At 36.4% G+C, this 22,560-nt stretch carries 19 protein-coding genes; 10 read left to right on the plus strand and 9 right to left on the minus strand.

What is annotated here, in order from left to right; translation table 11 throughout:
* The first annotated feature begins 1 nt into the window (after position 1).
* Positions 2-823, plus strand: a complete 822-nt coding sequence (locus tag R2800_15415; protein MEZ5018448.1) for a DUF4249 family protein — start codon at positions 2-4, stop codon at positions 821-823.
* A gap of 68 nt (positions 824-891) precedes the next feature.
* On the opposite strand, the gene R2800_15420 is transcribed toward R2800_15415, so the two are convergent.
* Complete coding sequence (locus R2800_15420; GenBank protein ID MEZ5018449.1) at positions 892-1,212, minus strand: hypothetical protein; 321 nt, start codon at positions 1,210-1,212, stop codon at positions 892-894.
* A gap of 151 nt (positions 1,213-1,363) precedes the next feature.
* On the opposite strand from R2800_15420, the gene R2800_15425 reads away from it, so the two are divergent.
* Complete coding sequence (locus R2800_15425) at positions 1,364-2,899, plus strand: hypothetical protein (GenBank protein ID MEZ5018450.1); 1,536 nt, start codon at positions 1,364-1,366, stop codon at positions 2,897-2,899.
* Between the two features lie 400 nt (positions 2,900-3,299).
* Here R2800_15425 and R2800_15430 read toward each other — a convergent pair whose 3' ends face one another.
* Entirely contained in the window at positions 3,300-3,803 is a 504-nt protein-coding gene (locus R2800_15430) for a hypothetical protein (protein MEZ5018451.1), read from the minus strand.
* A 193-nt stretch (positions 3,804-3,996) separates the two neighbouring features.
* A complete protein-coding gene (locus tag R2800_15435; protein MEZ5018452.1) occupies positions 3,997-5,385 on the minus strand; it encodes a T9SS type A sorting domain-containing protein in 1,389 nt (462 codons plus the stop codon).
* Positions 5,386-5,808: 423 nt separating this feature from the next.
* Between R2800_15435 and R2800_15440 the strand changes: the two genes are divergently transcribed.
* The 4 genes from R2800_15440 (at position 5,809) to R2800_15455 (ending at position 11,628) form a co-directional block, all read left to right on the plus strand.
* Positions 5,809-5,943, plus strand: coding sequence for a hypothetical protein (locus R2800_15440; GenBank protein ID MEZ5018453.1), 135 nt, complete (start codon positions 5,809-5,811; stop codon positions 5,941-5,943).
* A gap of 357 nt (positions 5,944-6,300) precedes the next feature.
* Positions 6,301-7,758 carry a tail fiber domain-containing protein gene (locus R2800_15445; GenBank protein MEZ5018454.1) on the plus strand — a complete coding sequence of 486 codons (1,458 nt, stop codon included), beginning with the start codon at positions 6,301-6,303 and terminating at the stop codon, positions 7,756-7,758.
* A gap of 92 nt (positions 7,759-7,850) precedes the next feature.
* A complete protein-coding gene (locus tag R2800_15450; GenBank protein ID MEZ5018455.1) occupies positions 7,851-10,898 on the plus strand; it encodes a two-component regulator propeller domain-containing protein in 3,048 nt (1,015 codons plus the stop codon).
* Positions 10,891-11,628: a LytTR family DNA-binding domain-containing protein gene (locus tag R2800_15455; protein MEZ5018456.1), complete on the plus strand. Its 738-nt coding sequence runs from the start codon at positions 10,891-10,893 to the stop codon at positions 11,626-11,628. Before R2800_15450 ends, R2800_15455 begins: the two co-directional genes overlap by 8 nt.
* A gap of 266 nt (positions 11,629-11,894) precedes the next feature.
* Here the strand turns inward: R2800_15455 and purE are convergent, their stop codons facing one another.
* Together purE and R2800_15465 are read right to left on the minus strand one after the other, a co-directional pair.
* On the minus strand, positions 11,895-12,368 hold the full coding sequence (purE, locus tag R2800_15460) for a 5-(carboxyamino)imidazole ribonucleotide mutase (GenBank protein MEZ5018457.1): 474 nt from the start codon (positions 12,366-12,368) through the stop codon (positions 11,895-11,897).
* Positions 12,369-12,370: 2 nt separating this feature from the next.
* Positions 12,371-13,501 carry a 5-(carboxyamino)imidazole ribonucleotide synthase gene (locus R2800_15465; protein MEZ5018458.1) on the minus strand — a complete coding sequence of 377 codons (1,131 nt, stop codon included), beginning with the start codon at positions 13,499-13,501 and terminating at the stop codon, positions 12,371-12,373.
* 217 nt (positions 13,502-13,718) lie between these two features.
* Here R2800_15465 and R2800_15470 point away from each other — a divergent pair, with 217 nt between their 5' ends.
* Complete coding sequence (locus R2800_15470; GenBank protein ID MEZ5018459.1) at positions 13,719-14,573, plus strand: helix-turn-helix domain-containing protein; 855 nt, start codon at positions 13,719-13,721, stop codon at positions 14,571-14,573.
* A gap of 99 nt (positions 14,574-14,672) precedes the next feature.
* The gene (locus R2800_15475) at positions 14,673-15,224 is read left to right on the plus strand and encodes a carboxymuconolactone decarboxylase family protein (GenBank protein MEZ5018460.1); all 552 of its coding nucleotides are present in this window, start codon (positions 14,673-14,675) and stop codon (positions 15,222-15,224) included.
* Between the two features lie 54 nt (positions 15,225-15,278).
* Here R2800_15475 and R2800_15480 read toward each other — a convergent pair whose 3' ends face one another.
* Positions 15,279-16,067: a TerC family protein gene (locus R2800_15480; GenBank protein MEZ5018461.1), complete on the minus strand. Its 789-nt coding sequence runs from the start codon at positions 16,065-16,067 to the stop codon at positions 15,279-15,281.
* A gap of 3 nt (positions 16,068-16,070) precedes the next feature.
* Complete coding sequence (locus R2800_15485; protein MEZ5018462.1) at positions 16,071-17,102, minus strand: quinone-dependent dihydroorotate dehydrogenase; 1,032 nt, start codon at positions 17,100-17,102, stop codon at positions 16,071-16,073.
* Positions 17,103-17,185: 83 nt separating this feature from the next.
* Here R2800_15485 and R2800_15490 point away from each other — a divergent pair, with 83 nt between their 5' ends.
* Both R2800_15490 and R2800_15495 read left to right on the plus strand, forming a co-directional pair.
* Positions 17,186-17,923: a hypothetical protein gene (locus R2800_15490; protein MEZ5018463.1), complete on the plus strand. Its 738-nt coding sequence runs from the start codon at positions 17,186-17,188 to the stop codon at positions 17,921-17,923.
* A 259-nt stretch (positions 17,924-18,182) separates the two neighbouring features.
* The gene (locus R2800_15495) at positions 18,183-18,380 is read left to right on the plus strand and encodes a hypothetical protein (protein MEZ5018464.1); all 198 of its coding nucleotides are present in this window, start codon (positions 18,183-18,185) and stop codon (positions 18,378-18,380) included.
* A 73-nt stretch (positions 18,381-18,453) separates the two neighbouring features.
* Here the strand turns inward: R2800_15495 and R2800_15500 are convergent, their stop codons facing one another.
* Positions 18,454-19,197: an ABC transporter permease gene (locus tag R2800_15500; protein ID MEZ5018465.1), complete on the minus strand. Its 744-nt coding sequence runs from the start codon at positions 19,195-19,197 to the stop codon at positions 18,454-18,456.
* A gap of 91 nt (positions 19,198-19,288) precedes the next feature.
* A complete protein-coding gene (gene secDF, locus R2800_15505) occupies positions 19,289-22,390 on the minus strand; it encodes a protein translocase subunit SecDF (GenBank protein MEZ5018466.1) in 3,102 nt (1,033 codons plus the stop codon).
* Between the last annotated feature and the right edge of the window lie 170 nt (positions 22,391-22,560).

Below are 22,560 nucleotides of genomic sequence, written 5' to 3' on the forward strand. Positions count from 1 at the left end.
AATGAAAAGGATATTATATATAGCACTTACAGCCATAGCAGGCATATCTATCTCATCTTGCACAAAGGTGATAGACGTAAATCTTAATAATACAAAACCCGTAATAGTAATAGAGGGAGAGATAACTGATACTACTGGCCCTTACAAGGTTAAGATCACCAAGACTATTGACATAGACAAGAACAACAACTTCCCTGGCGTATCAGGCGCAGTAGTTACTATTGCCGATGATGCTGGCAATTCAGAAACCTTAGTAGACATGGGTAGTGGTGGCATCTACGAAACGAGAACCCTACAAGGCACTCCAGGCAGAACTTATACATTAACAGTAGTAGTAGAAGGCACAACCTATAAAGCTACCAGTACCATGCCTGCAAAAGTTGCTTACGATTCTCTTGGCTATAAGGAAGTCAACACTCCTGATGGTAAAGAGCCATACCCTACTGTGTACTACAGAGACCCTGAAACCAAAGGCAACTACTACAGAGCTAAGCAATATGTAAATGGAGTCTTTGATGGAGAGATATTTGTAGAGTCAGACGAGTTTATTGACGGTAAGAATAGAGCCGCTATTCTCTTTAATGGCCCTAGAGATGATGAAGATAAAATAATCAATATAGTTGGAGAGGTTACTGTAGAGATGCAATGCATAGACAAAAAGAACTTCGAATATTTAGAACAGCTGGTAGAAGCAAGTGGCAATCCTCAATCTGCTACACCAGCCAACCCTGTTACTAATATTTCGAATGGCGCCTTAGGGTATTTTAGTGCACATACCAGTAGTTTCAAAAAACTACCAGCACTAACACTACTGCAGCTATAAGAAGCTACCATAGACAGAGCAACCATAATAAAGCCCCGCAATTTGGCGGGGTTTTATCGTAAGAGCATCTATTCCGGCTTATGTTGCCCCCTTCTATCTCCCATCTTCATGCGTCTCTGCTCCAACGCTTCTTTTTGTTCTGTTGTCAATATCTTTTTAAACCCTTCATGATAGGCTTTTCTATCATAATCGTCTCCTGAGAACTCTTGATTCAATGTTTTTAACTGGGCCTTTTGCTCATCGGTAAAATTCATTCGCTTAGCTACTTGTTCGGTCATTTGTTTAGGGTCGCGATGGCGAGGTCCTTTATCGCCTCTCTGTTGAGCCATAGCTGGGGTTGCTAATAATAGTCCGCACACACCTGCTAAAATTGCCATTTTCTTATACATGGTTATCTGTTTTATTATCATGAGTAATATTACTCTCACTATAAGACAAGCTCCATGCCAGAAGGTTTAACCGTAGATTCATTTTAACGTTGCATTCACTATATATTTCGCATTTTTATACTTATCGTATCTTAGAGACAAATAGGTAAACATGATAAAGATAAAAAAGCCACTTCTAGTTGCTGTAATTGCATCTTTAATAACTAGTAATACAACACAGGCGCAAGAGTTTGTATTGGATAGCATCGCAGCTAATACAACACCATTGCTCATACCAGGATCGGGCATGAGCCAAATGACTTATGCGCTATATAAAAAAACAGGGCATAAGGATAAAATTACTCTTGCTATGCTGGATCCTATGCTGGCTCCAATGATGACACAAGAGTTAGACACCAAAGGCCTTGGAGATGTACTGGCCTTTGCCGGTAATGACCAAGCCTCACTATTTCTTTTTTACGACAATAGTAAGAAGAAAGCCACATTAGCCACATTTGGACCTGATGGCAATATCATTACAGAAAAAGCATATAAAGGGATAACAATAGGAGACGATGTGACTCTTTACCGTGCACTTAGCCCTGAAGGTTTTGTTTTGGTATCACAAACCAGTAAAAAGGCAGGATTTAAAGTAGAGGGTATTGACAGTAAGTTAGATATCAAATGGACGTATAACGGCAAGCAGAAGATGGTAGCGGTTGACCAAAGTATGGATATTCTTAATATTACTGCTGTTAGCCAAAGTGCGCAAGGAAATGAGACCTATAGTATTATCTCTATACAAACAGAAACCGGAGATGCTGCTGCAGAAAATGTTCTGAAACATGAAGAACAATTGCTTTATCCAACATTCACTTCTAACAAAGAAGGGATGGGCTTTACCGGAGGTTTATTTTTCAAAGATGGTAACCCTAATAACAAAACACCTGATGGTATTTTTATAGCACAAGTATCTCCTGATGGCGAGATGGCTGAATTTGCGACTGTCCCCTATAGTCTTATAATTGAAGACATAAAAGACGAACAGGTTAGTGAGCAGTTAGCCAGCGGAAAATACAAGCTGATGCCAGTAGCTACAACACGCAAAATGGATGGTTCTGGCTCAATATTGGTATGCGAATTGTTTAGCAGAAAAAAAACAGCTGATGGTAATACGAGATTTGAGGTCATGGACATGGTAAGTATCAATTTTAATATTGAACAGAAGTACGAAAGCTTATCAGTAATAAAGAAAGAGAAGAAAAGTGCAACGGTAAAAGGAGAACTTGCAAAAGCAAACCACGACTGGAGTGTTGCTACTTGGCTACTACAAAAAGGCTTTTTCGATTTCAAGCTCTTACAAGACTTTGGCGGCCGACAAGCTTTGGGATATACGACCGTAAACAACGGAGAACAAAGCCTCTGCTTCAACAACCTAAGTGCTGCTAAATCAGATTGTGTTCCTTATGGTACTCGTATATTATCAGGATCTAATACACAAACAACATATACTAGTGGGCAAAATGCACTAGCAAACTCGGGCATATTATCTACATCTATGGAAGCTGTTGTAGTATTTGAAAACAATGGAAAACAAGTGCTACTGTACACACTCCCTTTAATAGCAGGAGAGCCTAATATAACCGAGCCAATGCATCACGGTGAAGAGCCTCATCATGAAGAAGAGCCACCCGTTGAAGAGAACTAAGTAACTAAATGATAAACTTAACGTAAACAAAAAGCCACCTGAAAAGGTGGCTTTTTGTTATATACAATTAGGTATAAAAAGAGACACCACCCGTATTGGGTGGCATCTTATCAAACAAAACAAACAAACGATTTATAATAATCCACTAAGGGAAATATTGATCTAAAACTTAACGTAAATTATACTTGCTTTTACGTCACACAAAGATATCACAAAAACATTTTTGTAGAAAGGGTATTATAACCCTAGCAGCTTTATGGGGCTGCGAACTATTAAAATCGACAATAAAAAAGAGACTAAAACACTGAATATCAACATATTAAGAAGAAACCAGCACATTTGTTAATGACTAGTTAACGGCTAAGAAATCTATTTAATGTATATACAATTATTCTTATAGCTACTTTATAAAAATAATCTCCCAATAACCTGGTTGATTTTCATCAGGCATAAATACAAACTGTTGGTCCTTGCCTTTGTAGGTAATAGTTGTTCCATTTGCACTATAGGCTATAGCCTCATCTTGCCTGATACTTGTTTTAAATATATAATTATAAATACTAGTCATTACAGGCCTATCTCCTTTTATATGAGCATAAGTCACTATCCTGCGCACAGGTGTAGTATCGTCCTGGGCTATTTCTCTATGCTTATACATTATCTTTAATGTTTCATAAGATGCCGACTTGTATACATAACTTATCCTTCCTCTTCGCTGACTATCGACAAATATTAGTTGATAGTCTTTTTGTTCAGCAATTATATCCTTGATCATTTGTTTAATAACTACTTCAGTAGTATCCGTAGGTAAGACTTTAGGCACAATACCATACCCTTCATCTTCCTGACCACGAACATTGGTAACACCTACCATTAATAAGAAAGCTATTAGTAAATACTTCATTCTGTGATACTATTGTATTATTGCTAATATAAAAAAACAGATGCTATTTTCCCCATATATAGAAAAGACCATGCCAAACATAACACATTCATTCTCTTTATAAGGCTATTAGCACACCTATACTCTTTATATAAATGCAAAAGCACTTTGCTGGTGCAAAGCGCTTTAAATATTTAATTAGTTATGTTAACTGTTAATGTGCTACAACCACTCTTTCAGTAAGCTGAATGTTAGAGTTACTTAACTTAACAAAATAATTTCCGGAAGGTAATGATGCTACAGAAATAGACGTAGTGTAATCAATAGTAGCATCTACATGTCTATTGAGTAAGACTTTTCCTGTCATGTCCACTAATGCAAGATCAAAAGCTTGTGGTTTGTCCCATTTTACAGCTACATTAACTTGGCTGCCTGCAGGAGTAGGATAAGTACTTATATTACTACTTAGAGAAATATTATTAATAGATGTTGGATTATAGTATTCATACAAAAAGCGAACTTGCTCATCACCTGTAGTGCTGATAAAGCTATTGCTAGTCGCATCCCATGTTTTACTAGTCATTACAGTAGGCTGATTGTTAGCATTGTAAGCCCATATCTCTGTACGCACATTTATAAACATATTCTGGCTGTTACTGTAGCGCTGCATTTTCTTTTCAACCAATATATCATTCCTTGCAGCATCATAGTAAAAATAGTTCCTTGTTGATTTTAACCAACCAGTACCATTCCAAGTATACATTACCTCTTCTTCTACATTAGGAGTTCCCGTATTATTATATTCCCATTTATTGGTGTTCACCCAATATTTAGAGATATCATCCCATTTTTCCAAGACATAGGTCGAAACATCTCCATTAGTACCATAAGTGTAGGTTTTACGCTCACTATAGGTCAACTTCCCGTTCTTTACCTCTTTATCTATTGTCTGCGTTATCTTATTATTGGTGCCGTATACAAACTCTATTTCATAGAGTTTGGAGTGCATTTTGGTAATATTATTATTGCTATTGTATACCAAGCTAGAGCTAACACTATTGGCCCAAATAGTGCCAAACCATACTTGAGATACTGACGACGTCATTTTGCCATCGGCAGAGTAGCCGTATAAATATCTTGCCGAATCGGTATAGTTACTTAAATGATTTTTCCATACACTATAAGTAAGGTTAGTAATACGGTCATTATTATCAAATAGCTGAGTACGTTTTAGTTTATTTACAAAAGTCTTTGTAGCTGCATTGTATTCATATGTATTACTCTCGTCAAACAATATATTTCTGTCATCGTTAGGAGCTTCTGCCGTTACATCTCCTCCTCTGCCATATCCGTACTTATAAGTTATTGAGTCTAGCGTTACAAACTCGCTATTATTATGCTTAGCATATACCTTACCTATTAATCTGAAGTGCGATGCTGTAGTTGCTTGACTACCACTGGTAACAGTACTATTAAAATGAGGGAAAGTGCCTTCTATATCAACACCAGCAACGATACTAGCCTCCGGCAGAAAGAGCTCTTGTGCATGTACTACTCCTCCCAGAAGCATTATTGTTGATGCGATGAATAATAGTTTTTTCATAATATTAACCAGATTAATAGAGCAACATTAGCAACCGTTGTCTATATCGCTTAACATAAATCTAACATATTTTTTTACAATATGACAAATTACTTGTTTCCTGTGACAATTAAATGACACATATATTACAAAAGACGGTAGAAATATGACAAATGTTGGGCGGAATAGTTGTATAAATCCTTTAGTAGTCATTGACATTCAAATAATTCTGACACAACGCTGTTAATTCCCGGTTAATTGTTTACAAACTTGGTGTTAACCAATTCTAAACACAGCGTTAAGCAAACATCATTCTTTGGAGCTAGGCTTGTTCTTGTTGCATCTTTGTGTCAACAAAACAAACAACAACGTCTCGGGCGTTTCAAAACAAAGAATAACACACACAAGCACAAAACAAAAACACACACAGTAAAAAACACAGTCATGCAAAACACGATCACTCTTCAACAACAAGCAACTTTACACATCGGAAAAGCTATAGCAAAAAAAGATGCACTTAAAAAGAATGCACTCTTTGTTGCTATCATTACTTGTATTGTTTTAGCAGTTAACCTTTAAGTTTTTTACTAAATGTCTGTATGCTACAGATAATGGTGTAGTAGAATGTGAACAGCAGCTACATGGCATAACAACTAGTTCTCTCTTATCCTCTATATGTAACAGAAGCCTCCAGTCTTGGGGGCTTATTTGTTTTACACATATAGTAATAAGCCATACTAAAATTAGCATTTAAAAATTCCACCTATTTACATTTCACGACCTTTTATGAGTATTTCCGACCAATAATAAAACGGCATTAGTAAAAACATAGGTCTTTACTCAATTTCATAGTGGATATAGCTACACTCTATCTATGTATCCCGGACTAAGCCGAAAATCCGAACAAGAGTAGGCATCATCAGAAAATTATTAATCATGAAAAAATTATTTTTATTGGGCATACTAGCCTGTTCTTTAATTGCTCCAGAATTGATTGCGCAAACAGTCAATGGCTCTGGAACACCTAGTTATCATTCTAAATGGACAGGTTCCTCAACAACTACTAGCACATTGTCAAACGCAATTTTATGGGATGACGGCACTACCGTTTATTTAGGCCCTACACCCTCGCCATGGTTTGGAGGTCCAACACCTTGGAATTTTATGTATATACAAGGCACAGCAACAAATGCTGGAGGAAGGAGTGTAGGTATTAATGCTGAATTATTTGATGTTTCGCCAAGTGGAACAGCTCAAGGTATTGTAATGAATGTCCAAAATAATAGAACGAATATTGGTTTTAACTCCTATGCAGCAAACGGAGTTAGCTCGATAGCAGGATTATTTGCTGCCTCTGCTTCAACAGAACAACAATCGAATACTGTAGATGGTATACGATCAACTTCAACAGGTAATAACAATACAACACATGCTTATGGCGGCGACTTTACAGCAACAAATGGGATTGCTAATTCTGCTGTCAGAGCTACAGCGCAAGCTACAAATTATACATTGTACAATACTGGTGTAGAAGCATTTGCAACATCAAACGGTTTTAATGCTAGATCCTTTGGCATACATGCTTCTATTACAAATTCTTCACAAGGAACTGCAACATCTACTAGCACAACAGGAAGTTTTGCTGGTTTTTTTGAAGCTAGCGGAGCCCCAAATGCAGCTGGATATTTTAACGGTAATGTTTGGTATACAGGAGCATTGAATTCTACTTCTGACAAGAAATTTAAAGAGAACATCAAACCTATTGAAAATGCAATAGATATAATTACAAAATTACAATCTAAGACATACACATTTAAAAGCGATTTTAAAACATTTAATTTCGATGAAGGAAATCAGTTTGGCTTTATTGCACAAGATGTAGAAAAAGTGTTGCCAGAGCTAGTTAATAAAGCTACAAATCCTGCTAGGTATGATGTAAATGGTATCAAAACAGCCGAAGAAGTAGAATTTAAAGCTGTAGAATATGTGCAGCTTATACCTATTCTTACTGCTGGCATTCAAGAACAGCAAGCAATTATTAAATCACAAAATGAGAGAATTGAAACTTTAGAAGATCGGTTAAGAAAAATTGAAGCTGGCACTACTGGTATAAATACCAATGGTAATCTATTAGATGGAGCTGAGTTGTTTCAAAATGTCCCTAATCCTTTCAAAGGTTATACTTCAATAAGCTATCGTCTGCCTGGAAACACCACAGAAGCAAAAATCATGATATTTGATATGAATGGCAGTAAAATAAAACAAGTTCAACTAGAAGGACAAGGCCAAGGAAAGGTTGATATTAATGCTACTGAATTATCAGCTGGCATGTATTTATATAGCCTAATGATTAATGGTGCGGAAGTAATTACGAAGCGTATGGTTGTTGAATAATATAGATATTTTCAAATTTTAATAAACCTTTACTGTTAACAATTGGTGCTCATTTTTTGAGCACCAATATTTTTATTTGCTATTTTTAGAAAGTGCTACCGAAAATACGCCTTACACTATTAGTTATTGTTTTATCCTACTCTCATGTCTTAGCACTTCAAAGTGACTATGATTTATTTACTACAAGAGAAGGTTTACCACACAATAATATACTATCAGTCATTCAGGACACTGATGGATTTATATGGCTAGGCACATACAATGGACTCTGTATGTATGACGGTCAAGAATTCAGGCACTACCCTGAAATTTATACAAAAAAAAACAATAGTTGGGAAAATGTAATTAACACCCTGTTCGAAGACAGCGAGCATAATATTTGGGTAGGTAGTTGGGATGGTTCTATCAATTGCTATGTAAGAAGAAATCAAAAATTCATAAGATACAAGTCATCTATACAAAATTCCAAAGCAAACTGCATATATCAAGACAGCAATAAGCATATATGGATAGGATATAGTAATGGCAGTATTGGTTTAGTACAAAATGACAGTATTCATATTAAATCAATATGTGATAAAAACATATGGAACATTAAAGAGGTGGGCACTAATCGTCTTTTCTTGGTTACTGAGGAACGACTCTATAAGTATAATACTATCAATAAAAAATTAACAACTGTACCTATTTATAAAAACATGATAACATTTGACTCCAAATCAAATGAAAATAGTTTTCTTATACTAAACGACAAAGGAGTAACAAATATTAATATAGAAGAAACAATTAGTGAAAATCATATTCCACATATTCTAAATAATAAAAGTACAGCATACATGAAAATCGCACTAGCTAATAGTTCTGATTTTTATGTTACAGACGGATATAATATATATAAATACACAAAAGACTTAGAGTTATTAGATAGCTTTTATGTGAGTGATAATATATCCTATTATAAAGGCACAATTGTAAACCAGTTTATTGAAGATCGTTCCGGAATATTCTGGTTGGCTACTACTACGGGACTCTTGAAAATAGATAAACACAAAAAACAGTTCTCTATTTACAATAATAACAGTAGCATTACTACACTAACCCACAACTATATCAGAACATTGTTTATTGATAAAAAAAACAATTTATGGGTTGGATTTCGTTATGGGAAAATAAATAAACTTACCTACAACAAAAAAAAGAAGCATTATGTACTTTCTAATGTTTACTCTATAAACACACCATATAAAAATCTCACAAATGCGTATACAGTAAATACCATATTACAAACAAAAGAAGGAATAGTCTTATATGGTGGAGAGCAGGGTGTACTCTATTTATCTAAAAATGGCGTTTTTGAGTACTTGCTACCTAAACAATATCACGATGTGGTAGTACAAGTTTGGTCGTTATTTGAAGACCAGAATGGTAATATATGGATAGGAACTAAAGGTAAAGGGTTATACATATACAATAAACATGATAAAAGCTTATACAATTATCAACATGAATATTCACAACATACTTCATTAAGCCATAATGATGTTTGGAAAATATATAAAGACAAAAAAGATAGAGTATGGATAGGCACAAAGAATGGACTTGATTATATTAATGACATAGAAAATATTTCACAACTAAAATTTTCACACCATACTATTAGTGGACATAACATATCTAATGCGTGGAGTATCGTACAAGACAATAATAATAACATCTGGATTGGCACAACCGAGTCTGGATTATATAAAATTTCTGCCAATCTAGTAGAAACCTCTCATATAGAATCATTAATAGGGCAAGCAATATCAGGATTAGTTGTAGATGCAAATAATACATTGTGGATAAGCACAATAAATGGAATGTATAAGCATGCTTCTGGAGAAGACATTATTTTTTTTGATGAAAGCGAAGGGTTAGTCAGTTCTGATTTTAACTTTAACGCAGCAGCCTTTAATGGCAATCAAGTATTCTTTGGTACAAAATTGGGAATAATCACTTTCAACCCTAACAGTATAACACAAAGAAAAGTGGCAAATTATCCCGTTATCGTATCAAACCTATATGCATCAGGAAAAAACATAATCAGAAAATTATATGATAATAATATTCTCGATTTAACATGGAAGGAAAATGATATTATTATTGATTTATCCTTACTTGATTACACCAAACAAAATATACAATTCAGATACAAACTAATAGGCAATAATAACAACTGGTCATACCTAGGAAAAAATCAAAACAGAGTAACATATACTAATATTCCGCCAGGGAAATATCAATTTGTCACACAAGCTAGTCACAACAAAGAACAATGGCACCATGAAACGGTTTTCAATATTATTATACATCCCGCATTTTGGCAGACATGGTGGTTTAAAACATTTACTCTATTACTAATAGTTATTTTAACTGCACTTATTGTACGTAAATGGTTTTTAAATTTATTGAGGAAAGAAAAAGAGACAATAGAACTTGAAAAAAAAATGGCTTTATTAGAATTAGATGCTTTGAGGTCACAAATGAATCCTCACTTCATTTTTAATACTATAAATTCGATTCAAGGATATATTATAGAACACGATGAAATAGAAACGAATAAATACTTAACAAGTTTTGCCCGTTTAATGCGTTTATTTCTAGAGTCTTCAAAAAAAAGATTTATTCTTCTAAAAGATGAGATTGATCTTATTAAACTTTACGTTACTCTAGAGCAATTACGATTTGATGATAAATTTGATTTTGAAATTATTGTTGGGAAAGACATAGAAGTTACAAGGTGCTATATACCTTCATTGCTTCTTCATCCTATAATTGAGAATGCCATTAAGCATGGACTAATACACAAAAAAACAAAAGGTAGACTACTATTAAAAATCACAAAAAAAGATACTCTTATAAAAATACTAATTGATGATGATGGTATAGGTCGTAAACAATCTGCATTTATTAATTTAAAACGAACTCCTACTCATAAATCACGAGGAATGGAGATGATTTTTGACAGAATAAAAACATTTAACTTTATTGAAGAACAAAAAATAAAAATTGAGATAATTGATAAAGAATATCCTAATGTTGGTACAACTATAATATTATATATCCCTGTTGACCAAAATAAAACATATCACCATGATTAAAACAGTAATTGTAGATGACGAACCTAAAAGTCGTAAAACCTTAAAAACTCTATTAAGTAGACATACTAATAATATTGATGTTTTATCCGAAGCCAATAATGTTGCTAATGGCATAGCCATTATCAATAAATTGAAACCACAATTAGTTTTTTTAGATATATCAATGCCAGATGGCAACGGTTTTGATTTACTAGAGAACTGCTCACATAGTTTTGAAATAATTTTCACAACAGCATATACAGAATATGTTATCTCTGCTTTAAGAGCTAAAGCAGCTGATTATCTTTTAAAACCCATAAATATAGACGAACTGCAAAAAGCAGTAAAGGTAGTTGAAGAAAATATTATTGATAGAGAAAAAATTACAACAAAATATACCTTATTACAAAGAGACTTAAAAACCCAAACAAATAAAATAGCCATAGCAACAGTAAATGGTCATGAGTTCATTGATAAAGAAAACATTCTTTTCCTAGAAGCTAAAGGTTCATACACTCAGATAATGTGTATAGACGAAAGAAAAATTATAAGTTCAAAAAGTTTAAAACAATTTGAAGAAGCTTTATCTAGCAATCTTTTTTTTAGAACTCACAACTCATACATAGTCAATTTATCTCACGTAAAATATTTTAACCAGGGAGATGGCTTTTATATTAAAATGAGTAACAACTCTTGCATTGCTCTTGCAAGAAGAAAAAGAAAAGATTTCCTTGCTTTATTTTCTATCTAATATCTTCTCATCTTATTAGCATGTACTGTGGTCTAATAAAACCAATTATATGCAATGCTATTCGTAAAGTTTCTGCTCACTAAAACATTAACTTTCAACAAGTTGAAACCTTATTCTCTAATATGAAAAAAGGTAAGCCCCCCCCCTCTTGGAGGCTTGTTTATTTATATCATCTAGACAACATTTTACATATGCTATCAAAATATGGTTAGTCATTAGTAGATATACAAAAAAGCCATTACAAATAGTAATGGCCTTTTTATTGTTTAAAGCGTTTCGTTTTGCTTTTTAACTTTCTCAAGATTATCCTTTTTGAGTTGCTTTAGTTTCTGCTTCAACTCATCATTCTCAACCGATAATATTTTAGCAGCTAGTATACCTGCATTATGAGCACCGTTTACTGCAACAGTTGCCACAGGTATATCATTTGGCATCTGCGCGATGGATAAAAGTGAATCCCACCCATCTAATGAATTACTAGACTTAATAGGCACACCTATTACAGGCACTGTAGCTATAGCTGCTACCATACCTGGTAAATGCGCAGCACCACCTGCTCCTGCAATTATTACTTTTATACCTTTTTCTTCAGCAGTACTTGCATAGTCAAACATCAACTCAGGGCTACGGTGAGCCGACACTACCTGAAAATCGTAGGCTATACCAAATTTCTTTAGCACGTCTACTGCTTTTTGCATTATTGGAGCATCCGAACTGCTACCCATTATTACAGCTACCATAATTATTTTGTTTTAATCATTTTTCTAATTGTTTCTGCCTTAAGCATCGCCGCATCAATATCTTCATCTGTCACTACTATATGCCCCATCTTTCTTCCTTCTTTACTTGGCTTTTTACCATACCAATGCAAGTGCACTCGCTCCATTCCTAGAAGGTTATTTAAAGACTCATAAACCTTTTCTCTATCCTTCTCGTTAGGCTCCAGAATGTTTACCAGCACCGACTTCATATTCAATGTTGTGCTACCCAATGGTGAACCTGTTATAGCTCTTAATAGTTGTTCGTATTGCGATGTTGTTGCAGCCTCTATAGTATGGTGCCCACTATTATGAGGTCTTGGAGCCAACTCATTTACCAATAAAGCACCATCTTTTGAAACAAACATCTCTACTGCCAATACACCAACAAGTTCTATTGCCTTAGCTACTTGTGTTGCCAGCTCTTGAGTTTTATTGTAAAGTTCCTCAGGTATAGATGCCGGTGCCAGTTGATAATCCAAAAGGTACTTCTCTGGGTCAAACACCATCATAACCGGGTCGAAACAAACGATGTTTCCTTGCTCGTTCCGCGCTACTATTACTGATATCTCATGTTTTATATCTACACACTCTTCTAGTACCGATGGTTGAACAAATGCTTCTGCAACATCCTGCTCACTCCTCAACATCATAACACCGTTGCCATCATAGCCATCCCTTCTTTTTTTAAGGCATAGCGGCAAAGCTGCTATATGTTCTTTTATTTCTTCAAGCCCCTCTACAGACCATCCTTTGGCTACAGGGATATTATGGTCTTGCAAAAACGTCTTTTGATGATACTTGTCTTGTATAATTTCAATAGTGTTGGGCGATGGAAAAATTTTTACACCTTCTTTTTCTAAAGCTTTCAATGCGGCCACATTTACAGCTTCCATTTCTATAGTGATAATATCCAGCCCCTTACCAAAATTGTAAACATCATCGTAGTTAAGCGTATCACCTATAGTAAAGTTGGCAGTATACTTGGCACTGTTCACCTCTTTACTCTTGTCTAAAACAGCTATATCTACACCAAAATCAATTGCTGATTTAAGCAACATTGCCCCTAGCTGACCACCACCTAATATGCCTATCTTTTTGTTACTGGCTATCATGAACTTTTACAATTTTAGCTGCAAAGATATACTTACAAGACGAAATGCTGGTAACACCACTAGCTATATATGATTTAATTTTATTTATATGCAAAATAAATGGTCAACAATTGCGCTACAACTTCTCTATTGTAGTTGCATAAAAGTAATTGCAGAAGTTGGTTTTCTCTTATATGTATATAGTCAGCATTTGGAATCATTTTCTTAATCTTGCCTTATGATTCATGTGTTAGAAGACAGTTTGACCAAAGGTTATATCAGCCTTACCATCAATGAACCTGAAATAAAACGCCCCAATAGCAATAGTCTACTAACTATAATGTGGAATAAAGGCAAAGAGCAAACCATATATATCGATGATGTAGCTTATCAACTACCTCATAATGCTATCCTCCCTTTAGTATCCGAGCAAGAATATATACTAACAGATACATCTGCTTTAACCACCTGGCAGTTCAATAGGGAGTTTTACTGCATCATTGACCACGATAAGGAAGTAAGCTGTTCCGGTTTCTTATTTTATAGTGCAGGCGATATTCGCATGCTGCTACCCAACGATATAGAGACAAGGAAACTAGGGCTTCTGGTGGAAGTATTTGAAGATGAATATGAAACCAGAGACAATATACAAGCCGAGATGTTACGCATGTTGCTCAAAAGACTTATCATAAAGCTTACCCGCATTGCTAAAGAACAGTATTTACATGCGTCAACACTATCTAGCAACGAGTTGGATATTGTAAGACAATACAATCTTCTTGTCGAGAAAAACTTCAGGCAATACCATAAAGTAAAGGACTATGCAGAGATGCTGTATAAGTCACCTAAAACATTAGCCAACTTATTTACCCAATATAATAGCAGAACACCATTGCAAATAATACATGATAGAATAATACTGGAAGCCAAAAGATTACTTCATTATACAGACAAGACTGCCAAAGAAATAGCCTATGACCTAGGCTTTGAGGAAGCACCTCATTTTAGCCGCTTGTTCAAGAAAGAAACAGGCTGCTCTCCTACCGACTATAAGCAGTCTCAACACAATTTTGGTATTATAGGGAAGAATTGATACGTCATCGGGCAATACTGTCATTCTTTGAGGGGTTTTGCCGTCGCACCTTTGTGTTATCAAATTAATTAAATCGATAACAATAAAAACAAAGACAAAATGACGACGTTCAATGTTCCAACAAAAGCAGACGTAACACCAGAAGCTCAAGCTATTTTTGATAACCTAGAAAAAGGCCTTGGCATGGTTCCTAACCTATATGCATACATTGGCAACTCTGCTAATGCACTTGGTTCTTATCTTCAATTTTCACAAGCACAGGCAAAAGGCACATTTAGCTCTAAAGAAAGAGAAGCTATCTTTTTAGCAGTATCTCAAGAGAATGGTTGTGAATACTGTCAAGCAGCCCATACTTATCTAGGCAAAGCCAATGGTTTTTCTGAAGAAGAAACAATAGCGATACGTGTAGGTAACCATGGTGATAAGAAAATAGATATTATCACAAGATTAGCAGCAGATATTCAACATACTAAAGGATATCCTTCAAGAGAGTTATTGGAAGATTTCTTTGCCCTCGGCTACTCGCATACAGCACTTGTAGATCTTATAGCCTTAGTGGCAGATAAGGTTTTCATGAACTACATACACAACATCACAAAAGTACCTGTAGATTTTCCTTCTGCACCAGTATTGGCAACGCAAGAAGTCTAGTATATATTTTATGTGGATTTAGTAAACAGAGCTATCGGGTGTATGCCCGGTAGCTTATTCTTTTTCCTCCTCATTCTTTAGCATAGGCTCATGCAGCTCTACGGCCTTGCCACGTTTACTTTTCTTTAGCATACGCATATTGAGTATCTCTACTATAAAGGAGAAAGCCATAGCAAAGTAAACATAGTTTTTCAAGTGCATCTCGTGTGCACGTTCCGGATCCCAGCCTTCTACTATCAATACCATACCTACCAGCACTAAGAAGGATAATGCCAACATCTTTAATGTAGGATGCTTGTGTATAAAGTCTGCTATACGCGCACTAAATACAAACATGATAAACATAGCGATCACTACAGCTACTATCATTATCTCTACATGCTTGGCTATACCTACAGCCGTTATCATACTATCAAAAGAGAAAACCATATCTACCAACACTATCTGGCTTACTGCGGCCATAAAGCTTTTATTAGCCTTTCCCTTTAGGCTAGGGTCTTCTTCTGCACCTTCTAGCTTATGGTGTATCTCTTTTACTGTTTTATACAGCAAGAACATACCACCTGCAAGCATCACCAAACTGGCTAGGTCAAACCCCTTATCAAAAAGCGTAAAAACAGGCTTACCTTTTTGTTGTATCAACCAGCTGAGCCCTAGCAATAGTAGTATACGCATACCTATTCCCGCAAACATCCATACGCGCCTTGCGTTGAGCTGTTGCGACTTGGGCATTCTACCCATTATTATGGATACGAATATTACATTATCAATACCCAATATCACCTCTAGGAGTGTTAGGGTAAGTAAACTGATCAGGCTATCTATGGTTAATAAATGTTCCATTATCTATTGATTGGCTAATATGCCTTTACAAATATTCTTAGCTATCGCAGGACCTTCGTATATAAATCCTGTATACACCTGCACAAGACTAGCACCAGCATTTAGTTTCTCCAGAGCATCTTCAGCAGTAAATATCCCCCCCACAGCTATCATTGGTATACTACCACCACTTTTTTCATGAATATACTTGATGACATCGGTAGATCTGTTAGTAAGTGGCTTTCCGCTAAGCCCACCTGCCCCTATTTGCTCCACTTTGTTAGCTGGTGTTTTCAAGCTACTGCGGTCTATTGTCGTATTGGTAGCTACTATCCCGTCGGTTTTTGTAGTAGTTACTATTTCTACAATATCATCCAGTTGTTCATTGGTAAGGTCGGGAGCAATTTTCAGTAGTAAAGGTTTTGGATTACCCATTTCCTTATTCAACTCCTGCAGTCTGTTTAATATGGCCATTAGTGGCTTCTTGTCCTGTAGTTCTCTTAAACCCGGAGTGTTGGGGCTACTTACGTTCACCACAAAATAGTCTACAACCTCATATAATTCTTTAAAACATATTTCGTAATCACTCAGCGCATCCTCATTAGGGGTTACTTTATTCTTGCCAATATTACCACCTATGATAATATTTTCCTTTCTGGCTCTAAGTCTTATGGCTGCTTCTTCTGCCCCACCATTGTTAAAGCCCATACGGTTAATGAGTGCCCTATCCTCTGGCAAACGAAACAAACGTGGTTTGGGGTTGCCAGGTTGTGCCTTGGGGGTAAGTGTACCTATCTCTACAAAGCCAAAGCCTAAATGAGAGAGCTCATCTGTCCATCTGGCATCTTTATCAAAGCCCGCACCAAGCCCTACAGGGTTGGGGAACTTAATACCCCACACTTCTTTTTCCAGTCTATTATCCTTTATTTGAAACAGGTTCTTGAGCAATTTTCTTAATGGCGCAAAACGATATGCCCATGACAAGCGATCCATAACCCAATAATGCACCTGCTCTGGCGGAACAGTAAATAGAACCTTCTTTATAATACCATACATCGCACGCAAAGATACAGTATGTGTATTGTAACTTTTTTAACATTTTCTAACAAGCTAAAATAACTTGAAACCTTATCTTTAGCATGATGATGCGTGGATACTTCCCCTTGCTAGTAGTTACACTTATATGTGGCCTACACCAGATGGTGTATGCTCAAAACGATATGCAGGGTAAAATATTGGATCACAACACCAAACTACCGGTGAAAGATGTACAAGTGCTTAATGTACACACTGGAGATGTTTTGGTATGTGATGAAGAGGGCGTGTTCAAAATATCCGTATCAGGAGGCAACCTTGTAGAGTTTAGTAAAGACGGTTATAAAATAATACGTGTACGTGTGCCGGAAGGCAAACTTCCCTCTTATTTTAAAGTTATCATGCAAGAGTCGGGCACAGAAGTTGTCGACTACATATATGCAAGAGGCGCAGCGCCTGACTACAAAACAGATAGCATGCGTTACCGAAGAATATATGGCTCTACCTTAGATGTCCCTAAACTAACAGGATTGGATGTAATACGCCACCCTTTTAGCGCCATGAGCAAAAAGAACCAACAGATTTGGGCTTTCCAAGATGAATATAAATGGTACCAAGAGCAAAAATATATAGACTATACCTTTAACGAAGACTTGGTCAACAAAGTAACAGGCCTTAGCGGAGATAGTCTACACTCTTACATGCAAATGTTTAGGCCTACCTATAAATATCTACGTAGCATGAACGAATATGCCTACCTCAACTATATAAAAACCACTGTTGAGGCTTATAGAAGAAGAGGTATACGTGCACGTCAGCCAGTTATCAGAAGCTCCCAGTAATACTTCTTTTTTCCTATTCTACAATTTGCCCCAGCTCACCTACATTGCTAGGGTGTATGATGCTTCCAGTATGCTTATCGGGTCATTTGTTAACCGCTCGTTAACGAGTTGCAAAGCCGTCGTTAACAACCCCCATTTTCTTTGTAGGCGTAGCACTGTGTTGCATCTTTGCAACAACAAACAACAAACAACAAACAACAAACAACAAACAAACGAACAACTGAACAAACCATAACTAACACCACAAAAAACAATTATTATGGAACTCGATATAGCAAGAAAGATTTACAGCGGCAAGTACAGTATGGTAATGGACTTCGAGTACTATACTTCGAAACTTGAAAAAGGCTTCCAGCTGTTGAAAGAAAAAGCTACTAAAAGACAATGTAGCAAGGAAGAAAGAGAAGCTATGAAAGTAGCTCTGGAGTACAACTTGGAAACCATGTTTACTTCATAACATAGATCAATATCAAATAAAACGATACACGACAGGCTTCTATACGAAGCCTGTTTTTTTGCGCCTAGCTACATTATAGTAGCAATGCAGAAAGTATATAGTCAAAAAGTAAAATGAGGATACAAGAGATAACTACCGCTGTAGTAGATGCCCTGCCTATCTCTAAGGCTCCGCCTTTTACATAGTATCCATAATAGGACGGGATAATGGTAATGATCAAGGAGAATGTAAACGCCTTAGCTAAAGAGAAGAAAATATCATAGCCTTTAAACTCCATAGACAAGCCTTCTCTAAACTCTTCCTGCGTTATAATACCTGATAGTGTACCTGCTAAAAAGCCGCCGAAAATACTTACTGAAATAGAAATGATGATCAATAGAGGTATAATGATGGCTGCAGACAATATCTTAGGTAGTATAAGGTATGTTTTGGTATTGATACCCATGATCTCAAGCGCATCTATCTGCTCACTCACACGCATATTCCCCAGCTCTGATGCTATCTTACCACCTACTACACCTGCCAGCACTACACATATCATGGTAGGGGATAATTCTAATACTGTAGAGTCTCTATTTATCTGTGCTATAATAGGTGTAGGCACTAATGGGCTCACCAGTTGATAAGCAGTCTGTATGGTCAAAACAGCCCCTAAAAAAAAGGAGATGATTAATACAATAGGTAAGGAGCGTATGCCGATATCATAGCATTGCTCTATAAACTCCTTCCAATACACTTTTATATTCTCCGGCCTACGTATAGACTGTGAAAGCATAATGGATATACGACCCAGATGTTCCAGAAACCTTTTGATCATGATTATCTCACAAATGTAAGCAATACATAAATACAAATCCCGTATCTGTAGGATACGGGATCTATATAATTTATTATGTTTTAGGCATTTACTATGCCATTTGTTTCAGTTCTTCTATCTGTGCTTCTCTATCTACCTCATTCTTCAACTTATCTTTCTTATCCATATCCACCAATACCGGTGCTGCTACGAATATAGAAGAATAAGTACCTGTGAACACACCTATCAACATTGCGAACGCAAAACCTCTTGTTACCTCTCCACCGAAGATGAATAGTATCAATACAGTTAAGAACACCGTTAAAGCAGTCATAATAGTACGGCTTAGCGTATCATTAATTGCACGGTTGATAACACTAGTTTTAGCTTCTTTAGGCGACTTACGGAAGTATTCACGTATACGGTCGAATACGATCACGGTATCGTTCATAGAGAAACCTATTACAGTAAGTATCGCTGCGATAAAGTGCTGATCGATCTCTAAAGAGAACGGTACAATATCCTTAAAGAAAGAGAATACCGCTAGGGTTACACACACGTCGTGGAATAGTGCCACAAGCGTACCCAAAGAGTACTGCCATCTGCGGAAACGTGCTAGGATATAAATAGCAATAGCAAACAATGATAAGAATGTTGCCCATTTAGCACCACTTACCAAGTCGTCAGAAATGGTAGGTCTTACCGTTTGTGAACTTTGGATATAATCAGTAGAGAATTTCTCCAGTGAACTGCCAGTGATAAAACCTTTCTCGCTCAATCCTTGGTATAAAGCAGCTTGAACATTTGCTTCAGCATCTTTATCGTTAGAGTTGATCAAATATGCAGTAGTAATATTTACTTGGTTTTCAGTACCTACAGTTTTCACTACAGGATACTCATCGCCTAAGTAAGGTTGTAAAGCTTCACGTAGATCAGCTACTTTGTGATCCTTATCAAACTGGATAGTATAGCTACGTCCACCTTCAAACTCAACACCATAGTTAAAGCCATTGAAGAAAGCACCAATACCCGCTATCAATACAAATACTGATATAACATAAGCGATCTTACGCTTACCAACGAAATCAAAGTTGGCTTTGCGGAAGATAGACTTAGATATATTAGTAAAGTATTTGAAGTGACGGTCACGCTTGGTCCAAATATCAGTAACTAAACGAGATACCATGATACCACAGAACATTGATAATAATAGACCGATGATCTGTGTAGTAGCAAAACCTAGTACCGGTCCAAGACCGAAGATAAATAGTATTACCGCAGTAATTAGTGTAGTGATGTGACCATCCAATACAGGTGCGTAAGAACGCTTATATCCATCTGTTACTGCCTGCTGATAACTCTTACCTGCTGCCAGCTCTTCTTTAATACGCTCAAATATGATTACGTTGGTATCTACCGCCATACCAATTGTTAGTACAAGACCAGCAATACCAGGCATAGTAAGTGTAGCATGTAAAGATGCTAGGATACCTACAGTAAATAACAAGTTCAATATCAATGCGATGTTCGCTACTATACCACCAGTATTGTAGTATACAAGCATTAAGATGAATATAACTGCGAACGATATTAGTAATGAGTTTCTACCAGCTTTGATAGATTCAGCACCTAATGTAGGACCAACTACTTGCTCCTGAACAATACGAGCAGGTGCATCTAATTTACCAGACTTAAGGATATTAGCTAAGTCAGTTGCTTGCTCTACTGTAAAACCACCTTCAATTGAAGTATTACCATTCGGGATAGCACCATTTACTCTAGGAGAAGAATATACTCTATCATCTAGTACTACAGCAACAAAGTTTCCTACATTCTCAGAAGTCATTTTAGCCCAAATACGAGTACCGGTCTTATCCATAGACATAGTTACCTCCGGTTGTCCGGTAGTAGGGCTATAGTCCATACGTGCTTGTGTTACGTGGTCACCCTCTAGTTTAGATTCGTTAGCACCAGGAGCTTTCTTAAGTGCATATATTCTTAACTGTGCGTTAGGATCGCGTCTGCTATCCTCATCTTCTGCACCGTAAACGATCTTAACGTCATTAGGCAATGCATTACGAACAACATTTAGTTTTAAGTATGCATTCAGTTTAGCGGTGTCTTTCTTATTGATATAACCTACTTCTGGTCCGTCTATTACACTACCTTGTTGTGTAATAGATGGTAACCATACTGAGTACAATAGTGGGCTTTCTTTTTCAAACTTAGCACGCTCTGCCGCTAGAGAGTCAGCACCTGCAAGACCATTAGAATCAGCACTTGCAGCACTACCACCTAGTAGTTCATTGATACTTGCATCCTCTTTGTTCTCTGCCACTTTAGCTTCGTCAGTAGCTGCTCCATCAGTTGTAGTTTCTTCTTCCGAACCTCCTGAAAGGTAACGAGCCAATGCATCATTTGCTGGCTGTAGGAAGTTTACAAACTCATTGTTAGAGTATACTTCGAAGAACTGTAGCTTAGCTGTAGATTGTAAATAGTTACGTACACGCTCTGGGTTACGCACACCAGCAAGTTCTACTGTTATGATACCTTTATTTTCATCAAGGTTTACGTTTGGCTGAGATACACCAAACTTATCTATACGCTTTTGTAGTACGTTGTAGATGTTTGTAATCGCAACTTTAGACTCTTTTCTTATTTTAGCTATCACCTCTTCGTTAGTAGAGTTAATGTTGATCTCTTTTTCAGAAGGCTTAGTAAATAAATAAGCTAGTCTTTGGTCAGGATTATTGGCTTTGTAAGCCTCACCAAAAAGTGTCACGAAATTTTCTTGACTGTTTTCTTTGGCCGCATTGGCATCAGCAATAGCCTTGTTTAGAATAGGGTCAGTTGGTTTGTTGGAAAGAGAACGGATCAATTCGTCCAAACTCACTTCTAACACAACGCTCATACCGCCTTGTAAATCAAGACCTAGGTTCAACTCTTGACCTTTTGCCTCTAAGTAGTTGTACTTCTTAGGGAAGCTGATTACTGTTTCACCCTGTAGGCTGTCAGTAATATGGTCGTAGAAACGCTCAATAAGTTGTTCCTTTTCTTTGCCTTGGGCATCTGGGTTTTCCAGCATGGCCATGCGTTCCGCGCTTGCTCTAGCTTTCTTTTCAACGTTGCGAACCACAAATGTGAAAGACAGCTGGTATAGCGAAATTAGGATAAGTGCAATGGTAAAGATCTTTACCAAACCTTTTAACTGCATAGGTTTTGTCTATTAAATAATATTATTTGTTTAAAAAAACAGAGTGGGCAAAGATAGGATTTAATATAAAAAAATGAAGATTTGAGATAAATTATAATATCACTCCCTTTTTGACGGCTAAAACACCCTGATTATTTAATCTAAAGTTGAACATTTGCGGTGGTTTTGTC

It is taken from the genome of Flavipsychrobacter sp. (assembly GCA_041392855.1).
Taxonomy (GTDB): Bacteria; Bacteroidota; Bacteroidia; order Chitinophagales; family Chitinophagaceae; genus UBA5543.

Excerpts from the sequence above, each read along its gene's own strand:
- R2800_15415 (MEZ5018448.1), top strand. The coding sequence starts at position 2 with ATGAAAAGGATATTATATATAGCACTTACAGCCATAGCAGGCATATCT.
- R2800_15420 (MEZ5018449.1), bottom strand. The coding sequence starts at position 1,212 with ATGTATAAGAAAATGGCAATTTTAGCAGGTGTGTGCGGACTATTATTA.
- R2800_15425 (MEZ5018450.1), top strand. The coding sequence starts at position 1,364 with ATGATAAAGATAAAAAAGCCACTTCTAGTTGCTGTAATTGCATCTTTA.
- R2800_15430 (MEZ5018451.1), bottom strand. The coding sequence starts at position 3,803 with ATGAAGTATTTACTAATAGCTTTCTTATTAATGGTAGGTGTTACCAAT.
- R2800_15435 (MEZ5018452.1), bottom strand. The coding sequence starts at position 5,385 with ATGAAAAAACTATTATTCATCGCATCAACAATAATGCTTCTGGGAGGA.
- R2800_15440 (MEZ5018453.1), top strand. The coding sequence starts at position 5,809 with ATGCAAAACACGATCACTCTTCAACAACAAGCAACTTTACACATCGGA.
- R2800_15445 (MEZ5018454.1), top strand. The coding sequence starts at position 6,301 with ATGAAAAAATTATTTTTATTGGGCATACTAGCCTGTTCTTTAATTGCT.
- R2800_15455 (MEZ5018456.1), top strand. The coding sequence starts at position 10,891 with ATGATTAAAACAGTAATTGTAGATGACGAACCTAAAAGTCGTAAAACC.
- purE (MEZ5018457.1), bottom strand. The coding sequence starts at position 12,368 with ATGGTAGCTGTAATAATGGGTAGCAGTTCGGATGCTCCAATAATGCAA.
- R2800_15465 (MEZ5018458.1), bottom strand. The coding sequence starts at position 13,501 with ATGATAGCCAGTAACAAAAAGATAGGCATATTAGGTGGTGGTCAGCTA.
- R2800_15470 (MEZ5018459.1), top strand. The coding sequence starts at position 13,719 with ATGATTCATGTGTTAGAAGACAGTTTGACCAAAGGTTATATCAGCCTT.
- R2800_15475 (MEZ5018460.1), top strand. The coding sequence starts at position 14,673 with ATGACGACGTTCAATGTTCCAACAAAAGCAGACGTAACACCAGAAGCT.
- R2800_15480 (MEZ5018461.1), bottom strand. The coding sequence starts at position 16,067 with ATGGAACATTTATTAACCATAGATAGCCTGATCAGTTTACTTACCCTA.
- R2800_15485 (MEZ5018462.1), bottom strand. The coding sequence starts at position 17,102 with ATGTATGGTATTATAAAGAAGGTTCTATTTACTGTTCCGCCAGAGCAG.
- R2800_15490 (MEZ5018463.1), top strand. The coding sequence starts at position 17,186 with ATGATGATGCGTGGATACTTCCCCTTGCTAGTAGTTACACTTATATGT.
- R2800_15495 (MEZ5018464.1), top strand. The coding sequence starts at position 18,183 with ATGGAACTCGATATAGCAAGAAAGATTTACAGCGGCAAGTACAGTATG.
- R2800_15500 (MEZ5018465.1), bottom strand. The coding sequence starts at position 19,197 with ATGATCAAAAGGTTTCTGGAACATCTGGGTCGTATATCCATTATGCTT.
- secDF (MEZ5018466.1), bottom strand. The coding sequence starts at position 22,390 with ATGCAGTTAAAAGGTTTGGTAAAGATCTTTACCATTGCACTTATCCTA.